Source organism: Azorhizophilus paspali (assembly GCF_043587585.2).
In the GTDB taxonomy this organism is placed as follows: domain Bacteria; phylum Pseudomonadota; class Gammaproteobacteria; order Pseudomonadales; family Pseudomonadaceae; genus Azotobacter; species Azotobacter paspali.
Genome location: NZ_CP171449.1, coordinates 4,430,479 through 4,456,200 on the forward strand (window position 1 = coordinate 4,430,479; position 25,722 = coordinate 4,456,200).

A 25,722-nucleotide genomic window follows, 5' to 3' on the forward strand; every position below is an offset into this window, starting at 1 on the left:
CAATCAGAGGGATTTGCAGGATTGCAACCAATGAGCGCGCGCCACCCTGCCATCCTTCAAGTAGGTGCGCAGGTTGTTCCAGTGGGTATCGAGGTAGGTGCGCAGATTGCTCTTGCCCCGTGCGGCCAACTGCTGCGCCACCAGGCCGACCTGGGGTTCGAGGCTGGCCTGGTTGTAGTTCAGAGCCGTGCCGACCACGCTGTCGGCGTAGTAGTTGAGCATGAAATCCAGCACTTTGCGATGACCGTCCAACTGCTCCCGGCGCGCCTCGCAACGGGCCTTGGGTTCCGCGCCGTCCGCACCGCAACTGCGACTGTAATTGCCTTCGAGGGTGTCGAGGAAGAGCCCGTCGTCCTTAAGCTTGGTGCAGAGGAAAGCACCGAGTTGCAGTTCGGAGCGGATCGCCTGGTCGCGCTGCTCGTCGCGCGCCTGGGTATTGGCGCGCAGGTCGCTGCGCAGCTTCTCCAGTTGCCCCTTAAGCGCGTCGTCGCGCACACCCTCGGCGAGGCTGGCGATCCGGGTCGCCGGGTCCGGGACGGGCGCCTGCGCGCCATCCTGGCTTTCCGGGCGGGCTGTGCCGAGTTTCTTCCAGTCGGCCTCGACCTGCCTGATCCGCTCGCGGGAAGTCAGCGCCGGCGCCACCAGAGCCGGACGGAAGCCGCCGGTCTTCAAGCGGTTCTGCGCGCTGCCGTCGGCGGCGTAGTAGGGCTGTTCCTGGCGCAGCGCGGTGCGCAGCTCGGCCTGTGGGGTCAGGTAATTGCCGCCGCGCACGATGTAGCCGCCGGCCTGGCCGTGTTGGCGGTCCAGCTTGTTCAGGTGGAAGGGCTCGAAGAGCATCTCGTCGGCGTTGCCGAGCACGTCGTGCAGGCCGAGCGGGTTGGGCTTGAGCAGGCCGGCCAGTTGCAGCTTGCCGTTGGCCGACTGCGCGCCGGCGAACCAGGCGTAGGCTTCGATGCCCTCCGGCATGGGGAAGCGGCTGTCGCGAAATTCCGCCGGGGATACCGCCAGGCCGCCACGCGCGGCGAATTCCCATTCAACCTCGGTGGGCAGGCGCAGGAAGCCGGCCGCGCCGTCTTCCTTCGGCAGCTTGTCCGGGGCGCTCTGGCGCAGCCAGAGGTTGTAGCGGTCGGTGAAGGCCACGGCGTCGAACCAGCTCAGCCCGGTCTTCGGCAGGCGCAACTCGGCGGAGGGCTCGGGGCACTGGCCGTCCATCAGCGCGCGGTACTGCAACTCGTTGACCTCGTACTTGGCGAGCAGGTAATAGCGCCCCGGCTCCGGCTTGGCGACGCTGAAGCTGCCGGCGATGTGGGTCGGCCGCGCCTGTTCGAGGTAGCCCCATTCCTCGCTGTCCTGGCCGAGGGTGATGGCGTAGTCGTCCAGCGGGCTGGCCATCGGCACGCGCACCTGGCGCCAGGCCATGAAGCCGCCGCAGGGCATCGGCAGCAGTACATCGTCCTTCTGCGCTTGTGGGTTGTAGTACTTCGCGTCCCAGGCCGCGGCGGCCGGCAGGCCGGCCAGCGCCAGCGTTAGTCCCAACGCCACGGCCGGCGCACGGCGTCGCTCAGAGATCCCGCAGGCTTTCCGCCGGTTGAATGTGAATCGCACGATACCCTCCTACCGCCGCCACCAGGATGGCGATCAGCAACGCACTGGCGAAAGCCAGCAGAATATGCAGGTTTTCCAGCCGGCAGACGAAGGCGTCGGCGGCCAAGTTGGCGCCCAGGACCCGGTTGAACACCGTGCTGCCGGCCAGATAGGCCAGGTAGCCCAGGCCAAAGGCCAAGCAGGTGAGCAGCGCCGCCTGCACCATCACATAGGCACCGACCGCGATGCGACGGAAACCGAGCAGACGCAGCAGGGCCAGGTCCTTGCGCTTGCGATCGATGTTGGCGAGGAAAGCGCCGGCCAGGGACGCGACGCAGCCGATCGCCGCGGTCCAGGCGATCACCGCGAAGATCAGCCCGAGTACCCGGTCGACGGCTTTCACCGACTCGATCTCGCGCAGCCGGGTGCCGGTCTCGATGCGCTGTCCTTCCAGCCAGGCGGCGAGCGGGGCGACATCGTTCAGGCTGCTGGCGTAGACGCGGGCGCGGGCATAGCGCTCGCGCGGCGGCGCCACGCGGCCGGCGGCGAAGCCGAGGGCGGGCACCGCGAAACCGTCGCGAAAATCCTCCATGGCCACCAAAAGATCCAGCGGAACCAGCAGCGCCGGGCGCGGGAAGGCTGTCTCCGGCAGTACCCCGGTGACCGTCAGTTCGCGCTGGCCACGCTCGCTGTTGCCGTCCAGCTTGCGTAGCACCGAGAGGCGAATGCGCTCGCCGGCGCCTACCTCCAGACGCCGCGCCGCGCTGGCGCTGAGCAGCACCCGGTCGCCTTCCGGCGGCGCGAGGCGCGTGCCGAGTAAGGGATCGCCCGGACCGCTGGGGATGACCTCGGCGTCGGCGACGAAACGTTGGCTGTCGCGCGCCAGGTCGGCCTGGGTGTTCAGCGAACGGGTCAGCGGCATGACGAAGCCGACCCCCGGCTGCGCGGCCAGACGCGCGAACCAGGCGCGGTCCAGGTCATGGTTGCCGAGCAGGCGGATCTCCAGGTTGCGCGGATCGGCGAGCAGTTCGCCGCGCAGTTGCGAGACCACGCCGTACTTGAGGCCGAACAGCAAAAGCAGCGGCGCGATCACCGCCACCAGCGCGGCGACGATGCACAGCGAGACCTGGCGGTCGTGCCAGAGATCGCGGCTCGCCAGGGCAGCGAGCAAGCCCCAGCCGGGGCGCGCGTCAGGCCGCATCGCGGAACACCGCGCCGCCGTCCTCCGGCACGCCCACCAGCCGGCGGATCGCGCAGTCGCGCAGCAGGCCCCAGTCGTGGCTGACCAGCAGGGTGGCGATGCGCAGGCGCTGGCTGGTCTCGACGATCAGCTCGAACAGCCGCCGCGCCTGGAAGGGGTCCAGCGCGGCGGTGGGCTCGTCGGCCAGCAGCAGGTCCGGCTCGTGGGCGATGGCGCGGACGAAGGAGGCGCGCTGACGCTCGCCGATGGAGAGCTGGGCGGGCTTCTTGTACAGGAGCGGCCGCAGCCCGAGGCGCTCGATGGCCTCCTCGACCCGCTCGCCACCGGCCGGTAGGCCGAGCATGCGCCGCGGCAGGGCGATGTTCTGGCGCACGTCGAGAAACGGCAGCAGTCCGCCGCTCTGCGGAACGAAGCCGAGCCGCTGGGCACGCAGGTCGGCCAGCCGCGCCTGGCGGTCCGCGTGCAGCAGGGCGGCGATGTCCAGCGGGGCGCCGGCGTCGCGCTCGTCCAGTTCGTAGCGGTCGAGGTCTTCGGGGCGCAGGATCAGGCCGATCATTTCCAGCAGGGTGCTCTTGCCACAGCCGCTGGCGCCGGTGATGGCGGCCACTTCACCGCGCGCCAGCGACAGGCGCGGCAGGAGGATACGGTAGGTGCCGCGGTGGATGGCGAGGTTTTCGATGTGGAGCAAGGGGGGAGTCATGGGCTGGGCATGCTCCGGGTGGGTTCCTGGCCCTGGTGCCGGGCCGGGGCGCTTTCTCTGCCTGAAAGCGGGGGTGTTTTGTGGTGCTGGCGGGAAGCCTTGGTGCCGGGCCTCGGCACTTTCCTCGGCCCATGCGACAGGTTTCGCCTTGCACGGCGAGTCACTTTTTCTTGTCTAGCCAAGAAAAAGTAACCCAAAAGAAGGCCACCCCCGTCGTCAGGCCCTGCGCTTCGCTCCGGGTCCCCTCCCTCCATCGCCGCTCCAGGGGCACGGCCCGAAGGGCCATCCATGGCCCACGGGCCTTTCGGCTTTGGCGTCCTGCGTCGCTCTACCTCCTGCATCCATGCAGTCGTCGCCGCATCCATGCGGCTCAACCCCTTGCGCGGCGATTCCGTTCGGCCTGACGAAGGGGGAATGGGTGCAGCCCCTGCCTCCGCAAACGAAAAGCAAAGCGAAGAGCGAAGAAGCTTTTTCAGGAGCGGCCCCGAATTTTCAGGCAACACCCCGATCCCCTGTAGGAGCGAATTCATTCGCGACCGGCGCGGATACGAAACTTCAGGTGTCGCCAGGGCCGTGGCGGATGGTCGCCCCGATAAATCCGCGCCTACACCAAGCCGCATAGGTCTGCAGGAGTCTCTGCCTTCGCGAACGAAAAGCGAAGCGAAGGGCAAAAAAGCTTTTTCAGGATCGATCCCGAGTTTGCAGGCAAGCTCCCCGGTCCCGTTCAGCAGGCCGAGCGCAGGCGCCGCGGAGGGGGACGCGAGGCAGGACGCCGAGCGAGTCACGAAGGGACAGGGACGTCCCTTCGTGACGTGCCCCCGCAGCGGCGCCGGAGCGAGGGAACCCCGGCGTAGCCGGGGCCGGATGAGCGGGCGCGTTTTCTTTTTGGTCACTTTCTCTTTGCGCGGGCAAAGAGAAAGTGACTCGCCGTACAAGGCGAAACCTGTCGTATCAGCCGAGGAAAGCATTCGGCTCGGCACCAAGCCTTCCTGCCAGCTTCCGAAAAACCCTCCGCTCCCGGTAGGAAAAACGTATCGGAGCGATGCCGAAGCGAGGGAAGCCCGACGCAGCCGGGGCCGGATGAGCGGGCGCGTTTTCTTTTTGGTCACTTTCTCTTTGCGCGGGCAAAGAGAAAGTGACTCGCCATACAAGGCGAAACCTGTCGCTTGGGCCGAGGAAAGCACCCGGCTCGGCACCAGGACGCCTTCGCCAGCCAGGATCAAGGCAACGCCTCCAACGGCACCGGATACACATGATCCCGCGGATCGCTCCCCTCGGCCAACGACACCCACCGATCGGCATCGGCGTTGTACTTCTGGTAGTACTTCAGCTTGGTATTCAGCCGACGGATGAATTTCTCCTGCTCCAGCCCCTCCATGCCTTTCCAGGTCTCCTCGTCGAGGCTGAGCACCTCGCTGAGGTACGGCAGCCCCTCCAGGTACTCGGCCATCAAGCCCATCTCCGCCAGGGTGGCGGATTTGTTGTCCTTCTGCAGTTGATTGGGGTCCTTGCCCATGGTCGCGGCCACCGAACGCAGACGCTCGAACATCTCGTTGGGCGAGATCAAGCCCTCGTTGGCGGCGTCGGCGATCTTCTTCACCACCTCGGCGAGGTCGCTGAGCTGGGCCTTGGTAAGCAGCACACGCACCTCGGTGGTCGGCACGTTCTGCTTGACGAAGTCGCGGTCGCCGATCCAGGCGTGGAACACCGGCGGCGCGCTGGCCCCGGTGGCTGCGCCGAGGTAGGCCAGGCGCATGGCGTGGCCGAGCTTGGCGGTGTCTTCCAACAGGGTGGCGTCGGCCTTCTCGCCATAGTCGGCGTCGGCGCCGAGAGCGCTGCCGGCAGCCATTTCGCCGCGGTAGGCGGCCTTGACCTGGCCGGTGATGGCAGCGGCCAGGGCGTCGATCTTGCTGCCGAAGTTATTCACATCGCCGGCGTCCACCGGGTAGTACAGCGGCTTGTTGAGGATCGGGTTGTTCGACAGGTCGCGGTACTGCGCCTCGGCGGAGGCGTGGTTCTTCGCCCCGCTCGGGGTTTTCAGATGCAGGCTGTAGATGGCCACGCCGCGATGCTTGGCCTCCAGGCGCACCTGGGCGGCGTCGAGGCCGGTGGCGGACAGCGGATCGGTGCCGTCCAAAGCGCCGGCATCGCTGACCAGCACGATGTAGCGGGCGCCGAACTGGGTCCAGTCGATCTCGTCCAGGGCGCGCATGACCCCAGCGTAGGCGTCTTCGTCGAAGCGGCTGCTGGATACCGTGGCCGGCTTCAATGCGGCCATTTTGGCGAGGAAGTCCTCGCCGCCCTGTACCTTGGCCGGATCGACATAGAGTTTGCTGACGTATTCCAGCGCCGGCACTTCCTTGATGTTGGAGCGGTAGGCGACCAGACCGAACCTGACCTGCCCGAGCAGCTTTTCCTGCTCGATGCGCTGGTAGATCTTGCGGATCGCTTCGCGGGTCCGGTCAATGTAGGGGCCCATGGAGATGGTCGAGTCGATGACGAACACCACGGCGGCGCTGAAGCCCTTCAGGGTGTTGACCTCGCCGGCCTTGTCCTGGGCGGCCTGTTCGGCGCTCTTCGGCTCGGCAGCGGTCACCGAGGCGACTTCCAGCTCGCGCACCCGGAAGCCCTTCTCGGTCATGATTTCCCGGGCATCGAGCACCGGCAGCAGGTAGAAGCGCTTGGCCAGATCGACGGCGTAGTCCGGCTCGCGGGCGACCACCGCGGCGTCGCGGCCCTGGCCCGCCAGGTTGGCGCGGATCGGCTTGAGCAGCTTGTCCGGATCGTCCGCGCCGAACAGCTTGTCGAGCGTCTCGCGCTGGCGGAAGAACAGCAGCGGCTCGCGCCCGGCCGGGTTGGTCAGCACCAGGGTCATCTGCATCTTCCAGTCCACCGCGCAGCCGGCATCGATCCAGCCGAGGGTCTTGCCGTAGCTGTCCGGGCCGACCTTGAGCCATTCGCCGTCGCCGACCTTCTGTCGCTGGTACACGTAGAAGCGGGTGAAGGCCGGCTGCGACTTGCCGCCGGCCGCGCCGGGTTGGTCGCCGAGGCGGCAGCTCGGCGTGGTCAGTACGCGCTGGTAGAGGGTCTTCTTGCCGGCCTGCAGCAGGGGCTTGTCGTCGGCCGCCAGCGCCGAGCCGGCGCAGGTGCCCAGCAGCAGGCCGCCGAGCAGGGCCATCTCGCGCCACATCGTCGTCTTCCTTCCGCGCGGGTTCATGGTTTCAGGGCCTCCAGGCGCTTCTTGGCGTCGGCGTTGGCCGGATCGTTGGCCAGGGCGATCTCGTACCAGTAGGCGGCGGTCTCGGCATCGGCGGACTTCACGCAGCCGCCGGCGGCGAAGGTCTGCGGGTCGTATTCGCGGGCGTAAGCGAAGGCGATGGCGGCGTCGCCGGCCTGGGCCTTGTGCGCGTAGAGACGCTGCACCACGCCGCAGCGCTTAGCGCGCTTGGCGGCGTCGATCACTTCCAGCACTCGGGCCGTGGGCGGATTCGAGCGCAGGCAGGCCTGGATGAAGGCCAGGTCGTCGCCGGCGCCTTCCAGGGTGGTCGCGTCGCAGGGGTTCGCCTCGCCGCCGGACGCGGCGGGCGCCGGCGTCGCGGCCGGAGCCTCCGCCACCGGCGTCAACGTCTGCGGGCGCAACACGAAGTACCAGTAGGCCCCCAGCCCGATGCCGAGCAGCGCCAGCAGGCCGAGGACCAGCGGCAGCCAGCGAACAGGCCTCGGCGGTGGCGTGACGGGCGCTTCCTCGTCTTCGCGCCTGGCGACCAGCGACGGCTCCGCCCGCGGCTTCTCGACCAGCGGCTCGACGGGCACGGGTTCGAGCTTCGCTTCGGGCGACGCGGCCCGCGGTTTGGGCGACGGTTCCTCCAGCTGCGGCTGGCCGATGGCCGACGAGGAGAGGATGTCGCCGACGATGCGCAGCACGCCGGCATCGCTCTGCCCGGCATCTCGCAGTTGCAGGCGGTAGACCATTTTCGGGTCGCGGACCAAGGGATCGACCAACCAGGGGCCGACGCTGCCGACCAGCAGTTCGCCGCGCCGCTCCAGGCCGTCGATGGCGTGCCAGACGGGCAGGCTGTCCCAGCCGCCGCCGGCGTCCAGGTAGAGGCTGTCTTGGTTGCGCAGCACGCTCAGCTCCAAGCCGTCGGTGCCGCCCGGCCAGCCGCGCAGGCTCAGTTCGCCGTAGCCGGGTTGGCCGCCGGCGGCGGCCGTCAATTCGATTCTCAGCATGCGTCAATCTGCCCGTGCCGATTGGAAGGTGACGAGGATGCGGCCCAACGCTTCGTTCTGTTCGAGGGTGATTTCCCGGCCGGCGCTGTGTCCGGCATTTTCCTCGGCGATCCGCGCCAGGGCCACCAGCCAGTCGCCGACGTAGCGCCGGGTGTAGTCCTGAGGTTGCTCCGCCAGGCGCGGCAACTGGCCCGGAGCGATCGGCGGCGTCGGCTGGAACAGCTTGGCATCGCGCTCGATGCGGCTGTCCGGGCGTTGTTTGAGGGGCTGCTCGATGAAGCCCAGCCAGCCAATGAAGTCGCCGAGCACCGTCTTGGCGGTGAGCACCTGGCGGCCGGCGAGCTGCTCGCGTTTGGTACCGACCTGCTCGGTGCTGACGATCGCCTGCAACAGGCGCTGCTCCAGGCCGAGACGGCTGGCGCCAGTGACCAGTTCGTCGATCAGAGCCTCGACCGCCGGCTTGGCGAAGCCTAGGTAGGTCATCAGGCGCACATCTTCGGGCAGGTGACGCAGGTGGCCGATCCACTCGCGCAGAACCGCCTGGGCGAAGCGCGCGTCGCTGCCACGCGCCTGCCGCGCCGGCGCCGCGGGCACCGCGCCGGAAGGGCCGTTGTCGCCGAAGGGATCGAAGCTGTCGTCGTCGTTCAGGTCGAGGCCGAGATTAAGCGCCCCGGCCAGCGGTGCGGTGCCCGACAGCAGGCGTTCGCCGGCGGCCGGCGGCGGCGCTTCGTCTTCCTCGCCGGCGCGCAGGTAGAGCGCGCGCAGTAGGTCGTCCGGAAGCTGCATGCGCTGCAGCAGCTCGCCGAGCAGCAGGCGCCGCGGCCACAGGGCGTCGGAGATCTGCCGGGCGATGCGCCGCTTGCGCTCCAGCTCGCCGGCGCCCTCGGCCTGGAACCAGTGGCCGAGACGGTTCTCGATCAGGTGCAGAATGGCGTCCAGTTGCTCGCGGATGCGCCCTTGCTTGACCTCGCGCAGGGCGACCTGGCGCAGGTAGCGGCCGATGCGGCCCATGCCGCCGTCGTTCAGCGCCAGCATGGCGTCCCAGGCTTCCTCGGGGTCGCGGACGTGGCGGCGGACCGTCTCGTCCTCGCAGAAGGTCTGGCGCATCAGCGCCAGCGACTCGCGGGCGGCCTCGTGGATGGCCGTTTCCCGGCCGCCGTCGAGGTCGAGGAAAGTCACCTTCATGCGCGGCTTGCGCACCAGGAAGGTATTGTCGAACGGCCGGCCGCCGGCCCAGTCCTGCAGCCAGGCGTACTGGCCGAAGCGTTCCAGCATGGTCATCTTCATCATGCCGCCGCTGCCCCAGCCCAGGCGCAGCAGGTCCTCGCCCTTGTCCAGGTCGCTGCCGATGCGCATGTCGAACATGGTGATCGCCCACAACAGGCCCGGCTTGCGGCGCGCCCGCTCGGCCGGCGTCTCGCCCTGGGTGCGGTCGATCCAGCGGCTCAGCACCGGGCCGACGCTGGTGACGTCCGACTGCTTGTTCGACGGCGTGCAGACGATCAGCACGTTCATTTCCTGGCTGTCGGTATAACGCTCGAAGAGATAGGCGACCTTGCCGCGCAGAAGGAGCTGCGCCACCGGGTTGCTGTCCTCGTTGTTCACCGCACGACGCACCTCGTCCAGCGACTCGACGCCGAGCCGGCCGCGGTAGCCGGGGAAGTCGAGCAAGTCGACCTCTTCGCAGAGCGGTTCGCTGGTCGGCTCGACCAGCGGGAAGACCAGCTCGGCGGTGAGCGCCGCCAGTTGCGCCAGGGTCAGCTCGACCTCGGCGCCCAAGGCGCCGTCCTTCCACGGACGCACGGCGATGCGCAGGTCGTTGTCCCGGCCGAGGCGTTCGAGCATGTCCACGTTCATGATGCTGTCGGCCTGCGACAGCCCGCCCTGCGGCGTCGGCCGTACCAGCGCGCCCAGCGGCGCGAAGACCCGTTCGGCGTGGCCGAGGCTGGTCAGGGTACGGGCGAAGGCCAGGTAGGTGTCGCTCAGTTCGGGGATCTCGCCCCAAAAGATCGAGAACAACCGGGCGCGGTCTTCCAGCGCCAGGCGCGGCGCCAACTCGACGGCGGCCGGCCAGTAATACGCCGCCAACGCGCCCAGCGAACCCGGAAAGCTGCCCTGCAAGTAGTCCCACAGATCCACCACGGCGTCGGCGTCGACGCCCGGCACCGGGTAAGGCTGGCGGCGCCGCTCCAGCTCGCGGAGCAACTGGCGGATCGCCGCCTCCTCGAAGCGGTAGCGCACCTTCTCGGTGTTGAAGTCGTTGAAAAAGGAGTTGGCGAGCACCTTGGCCAGCTCGATCTCGGCGAACAGCTTGAGTTCCAGCGGGAACTCCGCCGGCCCCGGCCGGGCGGTACGGCTGAAACGGGTGACCAGCCCGGTGGCCTCCTTGCCGCTGCCCGGCGGGTTGACGTGGACGAGGAAGTCCAGGTGGTCGCCGCCCAAGTCGGTTTCCAGCTTGCCGTTGGCGCCGGCGGCGAGGGTGGCGATCAGGTAGGACTTGCCGGCCTGGGACAGGCCGAAGAAGCCCACGGTCATCGGCAGCGCGGAAACCGCGCCGAGGCGCCGCGCGGTGTTGCGCACGCGGCGCAGGCTGAGGATCAGGTCGTCGGCCTCGTTGTCCAGGCGCGGCGCGCTGCGACGCACCTCGTCGATCCAGCGGATCGCCTCGCCCGCCCCGCCGTGGACGGCGGACCAGCTCTGGGACAGACGTTCGGGGGATTGGTCAGGGTAGGTCATCGATCGGGGTTCCCTGTGGGGCGAGGCGGCGTTGATATTCTGGGGCTTCGGCATCGCTCCGATACGCTTTTCCTGCCTGGCTCGGAGGGTTTTTCGGGAGCTGGCGGGAAGGCTTGGTGCCAAACTGGATGCTTTCCTCGGCTGATACGACAGGTTTCGCCTTGTACGGCGAGTCACTTTCTCTTTGCGCGCGCAAAGAGAAAGTAACCAAAGAGAAAGCGCACCCGATCATCCGGCCCCAGCCGCTACGCGGCTGAGGTTCCCTCGCTCCGGCGCCGCTCCGGGGGCCGCCGTACAAGGGGCATCCATGCCCCTTTACGGCTCTCGCCGCATCCATGCGGCTCGCCCCCTCCGCGACGCCTGCGCTCGGCCTGCTGAACGGGACCGGGGAATTGCCTGCAAGTCTGATATCACGCTTGAAAAAGCTTTTCGCTCTTCGCTTTTCTTCTACGGGGGTGGGCACAACACCCCTTCCCCCTTCGTCGGGCCGAGCGGAGTCGGCATGGAAGGGGTCGAGCGGCAAGGATGCCGCGAGAGCCGCGAGGGCCATGGATGGCCCTTCATGGCGTGCCCCTGGAATGACGACGGAGGGAGGGAACCCCAGCGCAGCCGGGGCCTGACGATGGAGGTGGCCTTCTTTTTGGTTACTTTTTCTTGGCCAGACAAGAAAAAGTGACTCGCCGTACAAGGCGAAACCTGTAGGCCGAGCCGAGGAAAGCGCCCCGTCCTCAGTCCAAAAGCTAGGCCAACACCAACGCGCCCCACTAGTCATTTCCGAAACACACTCCCACTGTCCAGCCAGTACTGCGACTCGCCCAGCCCGGCATCGGGCAGGGTATTGAGCTTCAGCCGCACATGCGCCCGACTCACCGCCCCGTTGTCCGACTCTACCCCGAGCAGTTCGAAACGCTCGCTGCCCTCGGCCGGGTTGCGCGACGGCCTGATCCCCAGGCGCACCTTGAGCACCAGCCCCTTGGACGCCATCTCCTCGCGCAGCCGCGGATTCTCGATGGCGAGGATGTACAGCGGCGCCGCCGACCAGCGCTCGCAGGCCAGTTGGCGGAACCCCAGGCGCATGGTCCCGCGCATGTCGAAGGGGGTGTCCGGCAGGCGGTAGTCGGGATCGTCCAGATCGATGTCGCGGTAGTAGACATTGCTGTCCTTGAGGACGTTGTTGTTGTCGATCAGGCCCAGGTTCCTGAGCGTCGAGTAGGAGCGGAAGGACGCCACGCGGAAGTAGAAGTTCGGCAGGCGCAGGCCGCGGCTCAGCAGGCAGAGCATGGCGCCGACCGCCGCGGTGGTCTTCGGGTCCTCGATGCGGTCGAGCTTGTTGAAGGGGTACCAGCCGCCGGTGCGGTACTGGTTGAGCGACAGGATGCGCCCCGGCGGCAGCGGCAAGAGTTCGCGGAACAGCGCCTGCACGCCGGGCAAGCAGGAGGGCCGGCCGGTAAGCAGGAGCACGTCGCAGGGGTAGGCGTTGACCACCTCGCAGAGCGCCTGGATGGTCTTGCCGATGCTGATGCGGTCGCCGATGAAGGCTTCGTGGATGCGCCGCAGGCTGACGTCCAGCGGGGTGGCGAGGATATCGAAGGGCGCCGCCTCGTTGCCCAACTGGCGGCGCACGGCGCTGGCGACGTAATCGAGCACGTCCGCCGTGGGCGTCTCGCCGAGCAGCTCGCCGAAGGTGGCGCTGACCCGGCTGCCCGGCTCCAGCGGGTCGTACTGTTCGTAGGCCTTGAGCAGGCGCAGGCCGATCGGGCCGAACACTTGCAGGCTGAGCTGCTGGCGCAGCACGGCCTCCTGCACGGCCAGCGGTTCGCTGCCGATCAGCCGCGAGAGCAGCGCCTCGGGCACCGCGATGCCGGCGCGCGACAACGCTTCGCGCAGCGCCGGCAGGACGAACTGGCGGATCACGTCGAGTAGGATGTCGTCGCCGGCGACCTTGAAGCCGTCGCGAAAGCGTTGTTCCGGGCAGATGTAGACGTTACCGCCGACGCCGTCGTCGAGGCGGTATTCGGTGATCACCAGATCGGTAGTGCCACCGCCGATGTCGATCGAGGCGATGGTCAGGCGGTCCCGTTTCGGCTGGTCCGGCCGCGCCATGGCGGCGAAGAACTCCTCCGAGCGACCGGCAAAGTTGTTCTGCGTCTCGCTGAACAGGTAGACCACCTGGCCGCAGGTGGCCTCGTCCCACTGCACATGGACCTCGGGGAACCAAGGCCAGGCGCTTTGCCGGCTCTGCGGGTCCTTGAGGTCGACGGGGTCGTCCTCGGGATGCCAGCCGAGGCTCTTCCAAACCAGGCCGATGGCCTGCTCCATGCACTTGGCGAAGATCTCGCGCTCCGGCTTGGGCATCGATGGCGGCACGGTGAGGATGATCGAGCGCAGGTGGCGCGGCACCCGCGAGTGGCTCATGCGTAGGCGCTGCGAAGGGCTGTTGATCTGCATCAGCGCCTGACCGAGCACTTCGGAAAGCATGAAGGTCATCAGCGAGCTGCGCGAATAGTGCGGGTGGAACACCGGCATGCGTTCGTCGAAGGGCAGCGTGTAGAGCGCTTGCCCTTTCTCGTTGATCAGCCCGGCGACCGGCGCGGCAGTGGCGTGCGGCTCGCTCTCGGTGCGCAGCGCGGCGCAGTTGAAGCGCCAGCCCGGCTCGTAGCTGTCCTCGTCCCATAGATAGCGCTTGGGGCTCGACAGCCCGGTCGAGCCCTCGGTACCGCGCCGGCGGCCGGCCAGGCGCCCGGCCTCGCGGCCGACGCGGGCGATGGTCGGCCAGAGGAAGGCCTCGCGGCGGCCGCTTTGCACCGAGAAGTGGTCCTTGCCGAACATCGCCTGGGCGAACTCGACACGGCTTTCGAAGGGCTCGGGGTAGACGTGTTCGGGCCGGGTCAGGTCGCGTAGTTCCAGTTCGTAGCGCTTGCTCAGGCCATCGTTCTCCTGCGGGTGGTCCTCGATCAGGATGCCGCAGGTACGCGAGTTACCGACGTCCAGCACCATGTCCACCGGGATCGCCTTGTGCACGTCGCTGTCGCGGTTGGACACCACCTTGAGTTCCGGCACCGGCAGGTAGCTGCCGAGGATATGCAGCAGATTGAGGTAGTGCGCCTGATGCTGGAGCTGCTCGCACTCGGCTTGGATGTCGTCGGGCTGCATGCGCAGCGGCGGCAGCCGCGCCTGTTCGCCGAACACCTCGCGCAACCAGCCGTCGATCCAGCCGAGGTCGAGGAACCAGCCCATCTCGTCGGCGCGGTGGGCCAGGGCGAAGCTGGCGCCGGCGCGAACGTCTTCGCGGGTCGGCGCCAGGTAGGCGGTGGCCTCGTGGCTGTCGAAAACCTTGGTATCGAAGGCGATAGTGACGCGGTGGGTGTTGCCGTCCGGGTCCTCACCCTCGGCGAGTTCGACGATGCGCACCCGCGACCAGTTGCTCGGACCGTCGTCGAAGCGCCGCGGCGGGCTACAGCGGAAGAACGGCAGGGGCAACCAGATCCCCTTGAGCAGGCGCAGCGAATCCTCGGGCGCCACGCTGAAGGCCGGCGTCACCGCCCTGCCCGGCTCGGCCGGATGATGGAAGGTGCTATTGCGCGGGTCGAACAGCAGACGCACGAGCGGGCCGTCGCTGCGTGGCCGGACGAACTCGCCGGCCGGCTCGCGGCGCAATTCCAGTCTGACGGCGAAATCCAGGAACTGGATGCCGCTGCCCATGATCAGGGTGATCCTGTCTTCGTAGTCGGTCTTTTCCGGAAACATGCTGCCTGTGCTCGCCTCAGTTGCCGCCCTGGCGGATCGACATGGGGAATTCCTGGTCGCCGTAGCGGCCGGTACAGTCGGCCGCGCTGCGCGCATCCGGCTTGCAGGTCACTTCCGGCATGCGGTAATGGCTGCCGTCGCTGCAGGTCGCCTGGCCTTGGCTGGCGATCGCCAAGCTGCCGCCCTGCACGGTCGCGTTCACCGGGCCCGCGCAGCGCACGCCGTCGTCGCGGCGGATGCTGACCTGGCCCTTGCCGTCCTTGAAGTCGTAACCCAGTTGTAGCGGCTTGCCGGTCTTGGCGTCCTGGATGCCGGTACCGGCCCGCCAATTGCCATCGAGGAAACGGGTCGAGCCGTTCTGCAGCGCCTCGGGCGGAATGCTCATGGGCTTGGCGCCTTGCTGTTCCCCGGCACCTTTTTCCTGTTCCAGCGCAGCCTTCGGATCTTGCGCCGGCTTTTCCTCGTCGAGTTGCGGCGGAACCGACGGCTTCTGTTGTGCCTCCTCGGGCGTCGCCCCCGGCTCCTTCTCTCCGTCCTGGGCGGACGGTTGCCGGTCCTGCGCCGCCTCTTCGGCCGCGGGATCGCCCGCCATGGCTTCGCCCGCGTCGGATTTGCTCGCCGATCCCTCTTCGAGGGGCACTTCCTCGACAGTCATTTCGCCGTCCGGTACCGGCACGCCGCCTTCTCCCTCGGTTCCGACGACACCGGCCGCGCCCGTCACGCCCACCACCTCCTCGCGCAACCGGACCTCTTCCGCCACCCTTTCCCTGGCCGGCAGGCCGGGCAGGTCGACATGCGACAGATCGAAGGGCAGTTCGACGGCCGGCGCGCAGGCACGCATGAGGAACAGCAGCAACAGCAGGAGCAGCGGCAGGAGCAGCAGCCACAGCCAGCGCCGCCAGCGAGGTTTTTCCGCAACCGCGGCCGCGGCTGCCGCCGCAGGCGTCACGGGCGGCGGCAAGGCGGTGTCCGCCACGGGGGCAGGGGCGGGCCTGGCGACCTGCAAGCAGGCGAGAGGATCGGGCGACTGGCCTTCCTGCTGCCGGGTGAAGCCCCAGAAGGTGACCACCGGCCGGCCGTCGACCAGATAGACATGGTCGGCATCGGGAAAATACAGGGCCTTTTCCAGGAGACGGCCGAACACCTGCTTCTCCCGGTTCTGCGCGTCGTCGCGCATGTTCTCGCCGGTGGCCCGCAACTGGGCCTGCATCGCCTCGAGCCGGGCACGGGCCTGGATGCGCTCTTGCGCGGTGGCCGCCGACCAGGGCACCACGTCGCCCTCGAACGGCGAGTACCAGTCGATGCGGTCTCCCGCCTCGTTGGATTGCGGGATGGCCAGGCAGTCGGCCGCTTCGCGGTGCATCTTCAGGCGGATGGCTTCACGCAACTGCAGCGCCACGCCGTGGACCGGCTGACCGTCGACGCCGAGCGCCCTGAATTCCCGCAGCGTTCCGGTACGAAGCAATGCACCCGGCATCCTGGTCATCCTTTCTCCCGGCCGGTCCAGTGGAGTTCCGGCCTTGCTGAACTATGTCGACACTCCGGCAGGCAGTGCGAATCCTCCAGGCTCGTCCGCTCGCCACCGGCGAGTCGGACGATGCCGCTGCCGCGGCCCAGGCGAGCCCGCCGCCCGGAAAGCCTGCGGCGCGGCTCATTCTCGCCCGGTCGCCGCTTCGGAAGCAAACCCCCCGCCCGTCCCCGCCGGGACTGTCGGACAGCGGGACGAATCGGGAGTTGCGCGGCGGCCCCGGCCTTGGATCGTGAAGGAGTAGGTCCCCATGGCGCGCGTTCCCGTCGAAGCAAACCTGCAGTGGAAAAAAGTATCGGCCAAGGGGAACACGCCCCGGCGAATCCCGACCGGCAACCATCGATCACATTCCAGGTGCGCCAGTACGGCGCGATTCCAGAAATTTGCCGAGCCCGGACGGAACGACTCGTCGCACGGGGCCGATAGTGCTCCTCCTTTCCGGATTCATTCCCGCGCGTCTTTGCGCGGACAGAACTGCGACGTGCCAGAGTATCTCTGTAAATTTTATTTAATTTATATATATAAAAAATACATTCAACAAATACGAAAAAATAAATAAGTAATTGTTTTTTATTTAAAAACACACGAAATAAAAGCCCATTTTGACAGCTATCTATTTGATCTATATTTTATATATTTATGTATATAAATTAGGGAATTTCCATGCAGTATCCCGCATCTCGCCTGCCCCTTTTGGCGGGCGGCCTCTGTCTTTGCCTGAACGGTCTGTCCCAGGCCGATGACAATGTTTTCGAACTCGGCCAGATCTTCGTGCTGGGCAGCCATGGCGACGCCAGCCGCCTCGACAACACGGACTCGGTGGACAGCCGGGACATGCGCCTGCACGACCGCGAAACCGTCGGCGAGGCGCTTAACCTGATTCCCGGAGTCAGCCTCAGCAAGACCGGCGCTCGCAACGAGCAAATGGTCTACGTGCGTGGCTTCGATCTGCGCCAGGTGCCCGTCTTCATCGACGGCATCCCGGTGTACGTGCCCTACGACGGCTATCCCGATCTCGGCCGCTTCACCACCTTCGAGCTATCCAGAATCGAGGTCTCCAAGGGCTTCAGCTCCATGACCTACGGCCCGAACACCCTGGGCGGGGCGATCAACCTGGTGACCCGGCGGCCGCAGGAGGAATTCGAAGGCGAGATTGGCACCGGTTTCAGCTTCACCGACCGGGCGGAGAACAACGGCGAATGGACGTACGCCAACTTCGGCACCCGGCAGGATAACTGGTGGGCGCAGATGGGCCTGTCCTACCTCAACGAGGATTATTTCCGCCTGCCCGGCAACTTCGACGACGAACGCCTGGAGGATGGCGGGCGGCGCGGCAATAGCGATCGCAAGGACAAGAAGATCAGCTTCAAGGTCGGCTTCACGCCTAACGATAGCGACGAATACGTGCTGGGCTACGTCAAGCAGGACGGCGAAAAGGGCAATCCCGCCTACGCCGGACACCTGGGCGGCAGCTACAACCGTTTCTGGCGCTGGCCCAAGTGGGACAAGACCAGCTACTACATCAACACGGTCACCGCCTTCGGCGCTCACAAGGTCAAGGCTCGCCTTTATCACGACATCTACAAGAACGACCTGTATTCCTACGATAACGACAGTTACAGCACGCAAAACAGCAGGCGTGCGTTTCGCAGCTACTACGACGACTACAGCACCGGTCTCAGCCTCGAGGACGAGTGGACCCTGAACGAAAACAACCAGTTACGCCTGGCCTTCCACCACAAGCAGGACGTACACCGCGAGCACGACGCCGGCGAGCCCAAGCAGCGTTTCGAGGACGAAACCCAGTCCCTCGCCCTGGAGTACACCCGTAAGCTGACCGAGCGTCTTACCCTGATCGCGGGTTTCTCCCATGATCGGCGCAACGGCCGCGAAGCCGAAACCTATACCACGGCCGCCGGCCTGTTCGGGGAAGAAGGTGGGCGCGAATCCACCAACAACGGCCAGCTCGGCTTGTTCTTCCAGGCCGACCCGCGGACCCTGTGGCGCTTCACCGTGGCGCGCAAAAGCCGCTTCCCGACCATGAAGGATCGCTACTCCTACCGTTTCGGCAGCGCCCTGCCCAACCCCGACCTGAAAACCGAGGAAGCCACCCATTTCGAGATTGGCTACAAGCGTGCCTTGAGCGACAGCCTGGAACTGGATCTGGCGCTGTTCCGCAGCCACGTGGACGACCTGCTGCAATCGGTGCGCGTGGCCAGCAGCGCCTGCTCCAACCCGCCCTGCTCGCAGATGCAAAATGTCAGCGAGGCGCGCATGAACGGCGTGGAGGCCTCACTGAACGGCAACCTGGGCGCTTGGGAGGTGAACTTCAACTACCTCTACCTCAACCGCCAGAACCGTTCCTCCGACGACTCCATACGGCTCACCGACACGCCCAAGCACAAAGGCTTTCTCAGCATCGGCCGGCAGCTCGGCCCGTGGCACCTAATGGCCAGCTCGGACGCTTCCTCCAGCCGCTACAGCTCTACCGACGGCACCCAGGAGGCTTCCGGATTCGTGGTCTTCGACTTGAAAGGCGGCTATCGCTTCGACAACGGCCTGCAACTGGACGCCAGCGTGCAGAACCTTACCGACCACGAGTACGAATACAGCGAAGGCTATCCCGAACCGGGCCGCACCTTCGTTGTGCAGGCCAATCTGACTTTCTGACGGGGTCCATCATGCTTTTTCCCGCCTCATTGACCCGCCGCCGCCTGCTCGGCGATGCGCTGCGACTCGGCCTGCTTTGCGCGGCGCCGCCCCTGTTGGCCGCCCCGCGCGAGCTGACGGTGCTCACCAGCTACCCCGAAGCCCTGATGTCGCATTTCGAAGACGCCTTCGAACGGGCCCACCCCGACATCCGCCTCAACCTGCTATGGCGCGCCCTGAACGACGCCCTGGGCTATCTTTCGCAGCCGGATCAGGGCGGCGTGGACGTCTACTGGGCCGCGTCGCCGCGAACCTTCGAAAGCCTGCGCCAGGCCGGCGCCTGGCGGCCGATCGGAATCGACCGTACGGGACTTGCCGAACGTATCGGCACCACCCGGCTGTCCGCCCCGGACGGCAGTTACTTGGCCACCGAGCTGGCCGGCTACGGTTTCGCCCTGGACCGCCGGGCCCTAGCCGAATTGGGCGTGGCTCCCCCGGCGGACTGGAGCGACCTGGCCGATCCGCGCCTGGCCGGGCGCATCGCCCTACCGGTGCCCAGCGAAGTCGGCTTCGCCCCGGTGATGGTCGACATCGTCCTGCAGGCCTACGGCTGGGAACGAGGCTGGGCCCTGTGGAACGAGATCGCCGGACTGTCCTATCTGGTACACCGCGGCTCGACCTTCGTCAGCGACGAAGTGACCGGGCAACGGGCCGCGGTCGGCCTGTCCATCGACTTCTTCGTCACCGGCGCGATCGCCGGCGGCGCGCCGCTGGAATTCGCCTATCCGCGGCATGGCGGCCTGAATCCGGCCCACGTGGCCATCACCGCCGGCTCGAAACAGGTGGAAGCGGCGCAAACCTTCGTCGCCTTCCTGCTTTCGGAATCCGGCCAGCGCCTGCTGGCGCACCCGGATATCCACCGCCTGCCGGTGCGGAAATCGGTCTACCCACAGTTGCCGGCCGGCTATCACGACCCATTCCGGGCCGCGGCCGCCGGCGGCTACGACTACGACAACGATCTGGGCCGCGCGCGCCTGGGTGTGGTCAGCGCCCTGTTCGAGCAGATGCTGATACGCCAGCACGAGGAACAGCGCGCGCTCTGGACCGCCATCCACCGGCACGAGGCCCGCAACGGGCAGCGCCTGACGGCGATACGCGAACGGTTCTGCCAGCCGTCGATCGGCGAAAAGGAAGCCGGCGACCCGCAATTGCAGGCATCTTTCCGCCGGGTCGAAGGCGACCGGACGGCCGCCAACGAGATCGAGGCACACTGGGGCGAACAGGCGCGGCAGCGCCGCCGGCAGGTCCGGCAGCAACTGGAGTCGCTAAGCTGACGGATACGTGATGGACAAGACAAGCAAGCAATGACCTCTGGGCTGGCTGCTGGCCGGCCTGCTGGGCTGGTCCTCGGCCATGATGGCGCAGGATCGCGTGACGGTGGCCGATTTCAGCCGCCAGGCATTTTCCCAGCCGCTGCCCGGCCTAGATGCCGCCGACAGGGAGCGCTTCGCCCGCGGCCGCAGCCTGTTCCGCCAGGTTTGGGTCGTCTCCCCTTCGCTGGACGGCGAAGTGGATGGACTGGGCCCGCTGTACAACCGCCCCGCTTGCAGCTCCTGCCATCCGCTCAACGGACGCGGGCAGGCTCCCGACGGTCCCCGGCAGCGCCTGCGCTCGATGCTGGTACGGCTCTCCCTGCCCGGAGAGAACGACCATGGCGGCCCGCTGCCGCATCCCGACTATGGCGATCAGTTGAACGACACCGGCATTCCCGGCGTCCCGCCGGAAGGCCGCGCGGCGATCGCCTGGGAGGAGCTGCCGTTCCGCTTTCCCGATGGCGAATCCCTGATGCTGCGCCGTCCCCGCCTGACCCTGGAGGAACTGGCTTACGGCCCGCTGGACGGCGTGCTCACCTCGCTGCGCATCGGCCCGCCGGTACTCGGCCTCGGCCTGCTGGAGGCGGTGTCGGAGGAAACCCTGCTGGAGATGGCCGCGCACCCGGTGGTGGACGGCATTCAGGGGCGAATCAACCGGGTCTGGAGCGCCGAAACCGGAGACTGGCGGGTGGGACGCTTCGGCCTCAAGGCCAACGTCGCCAGCCTGCGCGAGCAGAGTGCTTCGGCCATGGCCGGCGACTTGGGCATCACCTCGCGGCTATACCCCGACAAAGCCTGCACGCCCGTGCAGGACGCTTGTCGGCAAGCAGCCGAAGGCGGCCAGCCAGAACTGGACGACACCCAGCTCGACGACCTGGTGTTCTACCAGGCTTACCTGGCCGTTCCGGCCCGGCGCCAGCGCGACGATTCCCAGGTGCAACGTGGCGAGGCGCAGTTCCTCGCGCTGGGTTGCGCCGCCTGCCACCGCCCGCAGTTGCGCACCGGCGATCAGGCCGCCCACCCGCTGCTGCGCAACCGGACTATCCACCCCTATACCGACCTGCTGCTGCACGACATGGGCGAAGGACTGGCGGACGGACGGACGGACCATCAGGCCAACGGCCGCGAATGGCGCACCCCGCCGCTGTGGGGCATCGGCCTGGTGGAGAGCATCAGCCCGCCGGGACATTTCCTTCACGACGGCCGCGCGCGCAACTTCACCGAAGCTATCCTCTGGCACGCCGGCGAAGCCCTGGCAGCTCGCGAGCGCTTCGTCGCGTTGCCGGCGGAATCCCGGCGGGCGCTGCTGGCGTTTCTGAAATCGCTCTGATCGTCACGGCCAGCGAAACCCGAACGGTTCGCCTTCGCCACGGTGAGTGCCCGAAGCCGGCAGGTTTCCGGATCTTGGTTATCGAGCGCATGAAGCCGGGTGGGTGCAAGTTCTGAGGTTGGATCGGGTAAACAGGCGCAAGTTTTCCGGGTGGCCCGTTGCGCGCTGTCGACAGAGGAACCACCTTTTCCCGAAAAGGGCACTGGAGCTAAAAAAGAAGGGTAGCCAAGGCTACCCTTCTTCGTTTCGTGCGAAACGGCGTCGAACTCAGTGGCGGCCGTACTTCTTGCGCAGCTCGTTGATGGTGCGCAACTGGGCCGCAGCTTCCGCCAGACGGGCGGAGGCGGAACTGTAGTCGAACTCCGCGCCCTTCTCGCTGAGCGCCTTCTGAGCGGCCTTGACGGCTTGCTCGGCAGCGACCTCGTCCAGATCCTTGGCGCGGGTCGCGGTGTCGGCGAGCACCTTCACCATGCTCGGCTGCACTTCGAGGAAGCCGCCGGAGATGTAGAAGATTTCCTCGTCGCCACCCTGCTTGATCACCCGCACCGGACCGGGCTTGAGATCGGTCAGCAGCGGCACGTGGCCCGGCAGGATACCGACATCGCCCATGTTGGCATGGGCGATGACCATTTCCACCAGGCCCGAGAACAGCTCTTCTTCCGCGCTGACAATATCGCAATGGACTGACATAGCCATATTCATGCCTCGGTTAACAGACGGTGCCACTGGAGTGGCGACCGCCTGGGCGAGCGCCCGCTAGCGGGCGCGCCAGATTACAGTTTCTTAGCCTTCTCGATGGCTTCGTCGATGCCGCCGACCATATAGAACGCCTGCTCTGGCAGGTGGTCGTAATCACCCCTGAGGATGCCGGCGAAGCCGCGGATGGTTTCCTTCAGCGAAACGTACTTGCCCGGGGAGCCGGTGAAAACTTCGGCCACGAAGAACGGCTGGGACAGGAAGCGCTGGATCTTGCGTGCGCGGGATACCAGTTGCTTGTCGGTTTCCGACAGTTCGTCCATACCCAGGATGGCGATGATGTCCTTCAGTTCCTTGTAGCGCTGCAGCACGTACTGGACGCCACGGGCGGTGTCGTAGTGCTCCTGGCCGATCACCAGCGGATCCAACTGGCGGGAAGTGGAGTCCAGCGGGTCCACGGCCGGGTAGATACCCAGGGAGGCGATGTCGCGGGACAGTACCACGGTGGCGTCCAGGTGGGCGAAGGTGGTCGCCGGGGACGGGTCGGTCAAATCGTCCGCAGGAACGTACACGGCCTGCACGGAGGTGATGGAGCCGGTCTTGGTGGAGGTGATGCGCTCCTGCAGAACGCCCATTTCCTCGGCCAGGGTCGGCTGGTAACCCACGGCGGACGGCATGCGGCCCAGCAGTGCGGACACTTCGGTACCGGCCAGGGTGTAACGGTAGATATTGTCGACGAACAGCAGAACGTCGCGGCCTTCGTCACGGAACTTCTCGGCCATGGTCAGGCCGGTCAGGGCCACGCGCAGACGGTTGCCCGGCGGTTCGTTCATCTGGCCGTAGACCAGGGCCACCTTGTCCAGAACGTTGGAGTCCTTCATCTCGTGATAGAAGTCGTTACCTTCACGAGTACGCTCACCCACACCGGCGAATACGGAGTAACCGCTGTGCTCCATGGCGATGTTGCGGATCAGCTCCATCATGTTCACGGTCTTGCCCACGCCGGCACCGCCGAACAGGCCCACCTTGCCGCCCTTGGCGAACGGGCAGACCAGGTCGATCACCTTGATGCCAGTTTCCAGCAGCTCGTTGCCGCCAGCCTGCTCCGCGTAGCTCGGGGCCGCGCGGTGGATGGTCCAGCGCTCTTCCTCGCCGATGGGACCCGCTTCGTCGATCGGGTTGCCCAGCACGTCCATGATCCGGCCCAGGGTGGCCTTGCCGACCGGCACGGCGATGCCGGCACCGGTGTTGTTCACGTTCAGGCCGCGCTTGAGGCCTTCGGTGGAACCCATGGCGATCGAACGAACGACGCCGTCACCCAGTTGCTGCTGGACTTCCAGGGTGGTCTGCGCGCCATCGACTTTCAACGCGTCATAGACGTTCGGCACCTGATCGCGCGGGAATTCCACGTCGATAACGGCGCCGATGATTTGAACGATACGTCCGCTACTCATTACTTGGTTCCTCTAACCTTATGAACCGTTCTCAAACCGCGGCAGCGCCGCCGACGATTTCCGAAATTTCTTGGGTGATCGCCGCCTGACGGGCCTTGTTGTAGACCAGTTGCAGATCGCTGATCAGCTCGCCGGCGTTGTCGGTCGCATTCTTCATCGCGATCATCCGCGCCGCCTGCTCGGCCGCGCCGTTCTCCACCACGGCCTGGTAGACCTGCGACTCCATGTAGCGAACCAGCAGGGCATCCAGCAGTTGCTGGGCGTTGGGCTCGTACAGGTAGTCCCAGGTACCCTTCTGGACGCCTTCGTCGTCGCTTGCGGCCAGCGGCAGCAACTGCTCGACGACAGGCTTCTGGGTCATGGTGTTGATGAGCTTGTTCGAAGCCAGGTACAGACGGTCCACACGGCCTTCGTAAAAGGCATCCAGCATCACCTTGATGCTGCCGATCAAATTGTTGATCGAGGGCTCCTCACCCAAGTTGCCGATCGCCGCGACCACATTGCCGCCGTAGCTGCGGAAGAAACTGGTCCCCTTGTTGCCGATCACGCAGAAATCGGCTTCGACGCCCTTGTCGTGCCATTCCTTCATGTTCTTGATTAGGGCCTTGAACAGGTTGACGTTCAGGCCACCGCACAGACCGCGGTCGGTGGAGACGAGGATGTAACCGACGCGCTTGACCGGACGCTCGACCATGAACGGGTGCTTGTATTCCGTGTTGGCCTTGGCCAGATAGCCGATGACCTGACGGATCCGCTCCGCATAGGGGCGGCTGGCAGCCATGCGCGACTGGGCCTTGCGCATCTTGCTGACCGCCACCTTTTCCATGGCGCTGGTGATCTTCTGCGTGCTCTTGATGCTCGCAATCTTGCTGCGAATCTCTTTTGCGCCTGCCATTTGACACCTTTCGGGTTAGCAGGCGGGAGCCTTGCGGCTCCCGCTGCGGCTTACCAGGACTGGGTGGCCTTGAACTTCTCGATGCCGGCCTTGAGACCCGCATCGATTTCGTCGTTAAAGTCACCCTTCTCGTTGATCTTCGCCAGCAGATCCGCCTTCTCACGCTGGAAGTAACCGATCAACGCCTGCTCGAAGGCGCCAACTTTGGCCACCGGGACATCCTGCAGGAAACCGCGTTCGGCGGCGTACAGGGAAATGGACATCTCGGCGATGGACATCGGCGCATACTGCTTCTGCTTCATCAGCTCGGTCACGCGCTGACCGTGCTCGAGCTGCTTGCGGGTAGCTTCGTCGAGGTCCGAGGCGAACTGGGCGAAGGCGGCCAGCTCACGGTACTGGGCCAGAGCGGTACGGATGCCACCGGACAGCTTCTTGATGATCTTGGTCTGGGCCGCACCACCGACGCGGGACACCGAGATACCGGCGTTGACCGCCGGACGGGTGCCCGAGTTGAACATGGCGGACTCCAGGAAGATCTGACCGTCGGTGATGGAGATCACGTTGGTCGGAACGAAGGCGGACACGTCGCCGGCCTGGGTTTCGATGATCGGCAGAGCGGTCAGCGAGCCGGTCTGGCCCTTCACGGCACCCTTGGTGAACTGCTCCACGTACTCCTCGGAAACGCGGGAAGCGCGCTCCAGCAGGCGACTGTGGAGATAGAAGACGTCGCCCGGGTAGGCTTCGCGGCCCGGCGGACGGCGCAGCAGCAGGGAGATCTGGCGATAGGCCACGGCCTGCTTGGACAGATCGTCGTAAACGATCAGCGCGTCTTCGCCACGGTCGCGGAAGTATTCACCCATGGTGCAGCCGGCATAGGGAGCCAGGTACTGCAGGGCAGCGGATTCGGAAGCGGAAGCTGCCACCACGATGGTGTTGGCCAGGGCGCCGTGCTCCTCCAGTTTGCGCACCACGTTGGCGATGGTCGACTGCTTCTGACCGATGGCCACGTAGATGCATTTGATGCCGCTGTTCTTCTGGTTGATGATGGCGTCGACGGCCAGTGCGGTCTTGCCGATCTGACGGTCGCCGATGATCAGCTCGCGCTGGCCACGACCAACCGGGATCATGGCGTCGACCGACTTGTAGCCGGTCTGTACCGGCTGGTCGACCGACTTACGCCAAATCACGCCGGGCGCTACCTTCTCGACTGCGTCGGTAAGCTTGGCGTTGAGCGGACCTTTGTCGTCGATCGGGTTACCCAGGGCATCGACCACGCGACCCAGCAGTTCCGGACCGACCGGGACTTCCAGGATGCGGCCGGTGCACTTGGCGCTCATGCCTTCGGTCAGACCCAGGTAGTTACCCAGAACCACGGCACCGACGGAATCTTGCTCCAGGTTCAGCGCCATGCCATAGATGCCACCGGGGAACTCGATCATTTCGCCGTACATTACGTCGGCCAGACCGTAGATGCGAACGATACCGTCGGATACGCTGACGACGGTGCCCTCGTTGCGGGCTTGGGCAGTCACATCGGTATTCGCGATGCGCTGCTTGATGATTTCACTAATCTCAGCAGGATTCAGTTGCTGCATGCCA

Annotated in this window: 15 protein-coding genes; 3 read left to right on the plus strand and 12 right to left on the minus strand. The window is 66.3% G+C overall.

The genetic code is table 11. The features are described from left to right. Positions 1-3: 3 nt before the first annotated feature. The 8 genes from ACGI6K_RS21485 to ACGI6K_RS21520 all read right to left on the minus strand — a co-directional run bounded on the left by ACGI6K_RS21485 (position 4) and on the right by ACGI6K_RS21520 (position 15,675). The gene (locus ACGI6K_RS21485) at positions 4-1,524 is read right to left on the minus strand and encodes a formylglycine-generating enzyme family protein (protein ID WP_376947491.1); all 1,521 of its coding nucleotides are present in this window, start codon (positions 1,522-1,524) and stop codon (positions 4-6) included. A 37-nt stretch (positions 1,525-1,561) separates the two neighbouring features. Beyond that, positions 1,562-2,785, minus strand: coding sequence for an ABC transporter permease (locus tag ACGI6K_RS21490; RefSeq protein ID WP_376947415.1), 1,224 nt, complete (start codon positions 2,783-2,785; stop codon positions 1,562-1,564). After that, the gene (locus ACGI6K_RS21495; RefSeq protein WP_376947489.1) at positions 2,775-3,473 is read right to left on the minus strand and encodes an ABC transporter ATP-binding protein; all 699 of its coding nucleotides are present in this window, start codon (positions 3,471-3,473) and stop codon (positions 2,775-2,777) included. Before ACGI6K_RS21495 ends, ACGI6K_RS21490 begins: the two co-directional genes overlap by 11 nt. Positions 3,474-4,704: 1,231 nt before the next feature. Continuing rightward, positions 4,705-6,675 (minus strand): vWA domain-containing protein, encoded by a 1,971-nt coding sequence (locus ACGI6K_RS21500; RefSeq protein ID WP_376947413.1) that lies wholly within the window; start codon positions 6,673-6,675, stop codon positions 4,705-4,707. A 23-nt stretch (positions 6,676-6,698) separates the two neighbouring features. Further along, complete coding sequence (locus tag ACGI6K_RS21505; protein ID WP_376947411.1) at positions 6,699-7,715, minus strand: hypothetical protein; 1,017 nt, start codon at positions 7,713-7,715, stop codon at positions 6,699-6,701. A gap of 3 nt (positions 7,716-7,718) precedes the next feature. Next, entirely contained in the window at positions 7,719-10,451 is a 2,733-nt protein-coding gene (locus ACGI6K_RS21510; RefSeq protein WP_376947409.1) for a putative virulence factor, read from the minus strand. A gap of 768 nt (positions 10,452-11,219) precedes the next feature. Next, positions 11,220-14,198, minus strand: a complete 2,979-nt coding sequence (locus ACGI6K_RS21515) for a virulence factor SrfB (RefSeq protein ID WP_376947407.1) — start codon at positions 14,196-14,198, stop codon at positions 11,220-11,222. A 16-nt stretch (positions 14,199-14,214) separates the two neighbouring features. After that, positions 14,215-15,675, minus strand: coding sequence for an SrfA family protein (locus tag ACGI6K_RS21520; RefSeq protein ID WP_376947405.1), 1,461 nt, complete (start codon positions 15,673-15,675; stop codon positions 14,215-14,217). 714 nt (positions 15,676-16,389) lie between these two features. On the opposite strand from ACGI6K_RS21520, the gene ACGI6K_RS21525 reads away from it, so the two are divergent. The 3 genes from ACGI6K_RS21525 to ACGI6K_RS21535 all read left to right on the plus strand — a co-directional run bounded on the left by ACGI6K_RS21525 (position 16,390) and on the right by ACGI6K_RS21535 (position 21,078). Continuing rightward, positions 16,390-18,396, plus strand: a complete 2,007-nt coding sequence (locus ACGI6K_RS21525; RefSeq protein ID WP_376947403.1) for a TonB-dependent receptor plug domain-containing protein — start codon at positions 16,390-16,392, stop codon at positions 18,394-18,396. A gap of 11 nt (positions 18,397-18,407) precedes the next feature. Beyond that, on the plus strand, positions 18,408-19,709 hold the full coding sequence (locus ACGI6K_RS21530) for an ABC transporter substrate-binding protein (protein ID WP_376947401.1): 1,302 nt from the start codon (positions 18,408-18,410) through the stop codon (positions 19,707-19,709). Positions 19,710-19,788: 79 nt separating this feature from the next. Continuing rightward, entirely contained in the window at positions 19,789-21,078 is a 1,290-nt protein-coding gene (locus ACGI6K_RS21535) for a di-heme oxidoredictase family protein (RefSeq protein ID WP_376947399.1), read from the plus strand. Between the two features lie 267 nt (positions 21,079-21,345). Here the strand turns inward: ACGI6K_RS21535 and ACGI6K_RS21540 are convergent, their stop codons facing one another. The 4 genes from ACGI6K_RS21540 to atpA form a co-directional block, all read right to left on the minus strand. Then, complete coding sequence (locus ACGI6K_RS21540) at positions 21,346-21,774, minus strand: F0F1 ATP synthase subunit epsilon (protein WP_376947397.1); 429 nt, start codon at positions 21,772-21,774, stop codon at positions 21,346-21,348. Between the two features lie 77 nt (positions 21,775-21,851). After that, positions 21,852-23,228 carry a F0F1 ATP synthase subunit beta gene (atpD, locus tag ACGI6K_RS21545; protein WP_376947395.1) on the minus strand — a complete coding sequence of 459 codons (1,377 nt, stop codon included), beginning with the start codon at positions 23,226-23,228 and terminating at the stop codon, positions 21,852-21,854. Positions 23,229-23,259: 31 nt separating this feature from the next. Beyond that, positions 23,260-24,123, minus strand: coding sequence for a F0F1 ATP synthase subunit gamma (gene atpG, locus ACGI6K_RS21550; RefSeq protein ID WP_376947393.1), 864 nt, complete (start codon positions 24,121-24,123; stop codon positions 23,260-23,262). Between the two features lie 50 nt (positions 24,124-24,173). Next, positions 24,174-25,718 carry a F0F1 ATP synthase subunit alpha gene (atpA, locus tag ACGI6K_RS21555; protein ID WP_376947391.1) on the minus strand — a complete coding sequence of 515 codons (1,545 nt, stop codon included), beginning with the start codon at positions 25,716-25,718 and terminating at the stop codon, positions 24,174-24,176. Positions 25,719-25,722: the final 4 nt, after the last annotated feature.

Excerpts from the sequence above, each read along its gene's own strand:
- ACGI6K_RS21490 (WP_376947415.1), bottom strand. The coding sequence starts at position 2,785 with ATGCGGCCTGACGCGCGCCCCGGCTGGGGCTTGCTCGCTGCCCTGGCG.
- ACGI6K_RS21500 (WP_376947413.1), bottom strand. The coding sequence starts at position 6,675 with ATGTGGCGCGAGATGGCCCTGCTCGGCGGCCTGCTGCTGGGCACCTGC.
- ACGI6K_RS21505 (WP_376947411.1), bottom strand. The coding sequence starts at position 7,715 with ATGCTGAGAATCGAATTGACGGCCGCCGCCGGCGGCCAACCCGGCTAC.
- ACGI6K_RS21510 (WP_376947409.1), bottom strand. The coding sequence starts at position 10,451 with ATGACCTACCCTGACCAATCCCCCGAACGTCTGTCCCAGAGCTGGTCC.
- ACGI6K_RS21515 (WP_376947407.1), bottom strand. The coding sequence starts at position 14,198 with ATGTTTCCGGAAAAGACCGACTACGAAGACAGGATCACCCTGATCATG.
- ACGI6K_RS21520 (WP_376947405.1), bottom strand. The coding sequence starts at position 15,675 with ATGCCGGGTGCATTGCTTCGTACCGGAACGCTGCGGGAATTCAGGGCG.
- ACGI6K_RS21525 (WP_376947403.1), top strand. The coding sequence starts at position 16,390 with ATGCAGTATCCCGCATCTCGCCTGCCCCTTTTGGCGGGCGGCCTCTGT.
- ACGI6K_RS21530 (WP_376947401.1), top strand. The coding sequence starts at position 18,408 with ATGCTTTTTCCCGCCTCATTGACCCGCCGCCGCCTGCTCGGCGATGCG.
- ACGI6K_RS21535 (WP_376947399.1), top strand. The coding sequence starts at position 19,789 with ATGATGGCGCAGGATCGCGTGACGGTGGCCGATTTCAGCCGCCAGGCA.
- ACGI6K_RS21540 (WP_376947397.1), bottom strand. The coding sequence starts at position 21,774 with ATGGCTATGTCAGTCCATTGCGATATTGTCAGCGCGGAAGAAGAGCTG.
- atpD (WP_376947395.1), bottom strand. The coding sequence starts at position 23,228 with ATGAGTAGCGGACGTATCGTTCAAATCATCGGCGCCGTTATCGACGTG.
- atpG (WP_376947393.1), bottom strand. The coding sequence starts at position 24,123 with ATGGCAGGCGCAAAAGAGATTCGCAGCAAGATTGCGAGCATCAAGAGC.
- atpA (WP_376947391.1), bottom strand. The coding sequence starts at position 25,718 with ATGCAGCAACTGAATCCTGCTGAGATTAGTGAAATCATCAAGCAGCGC.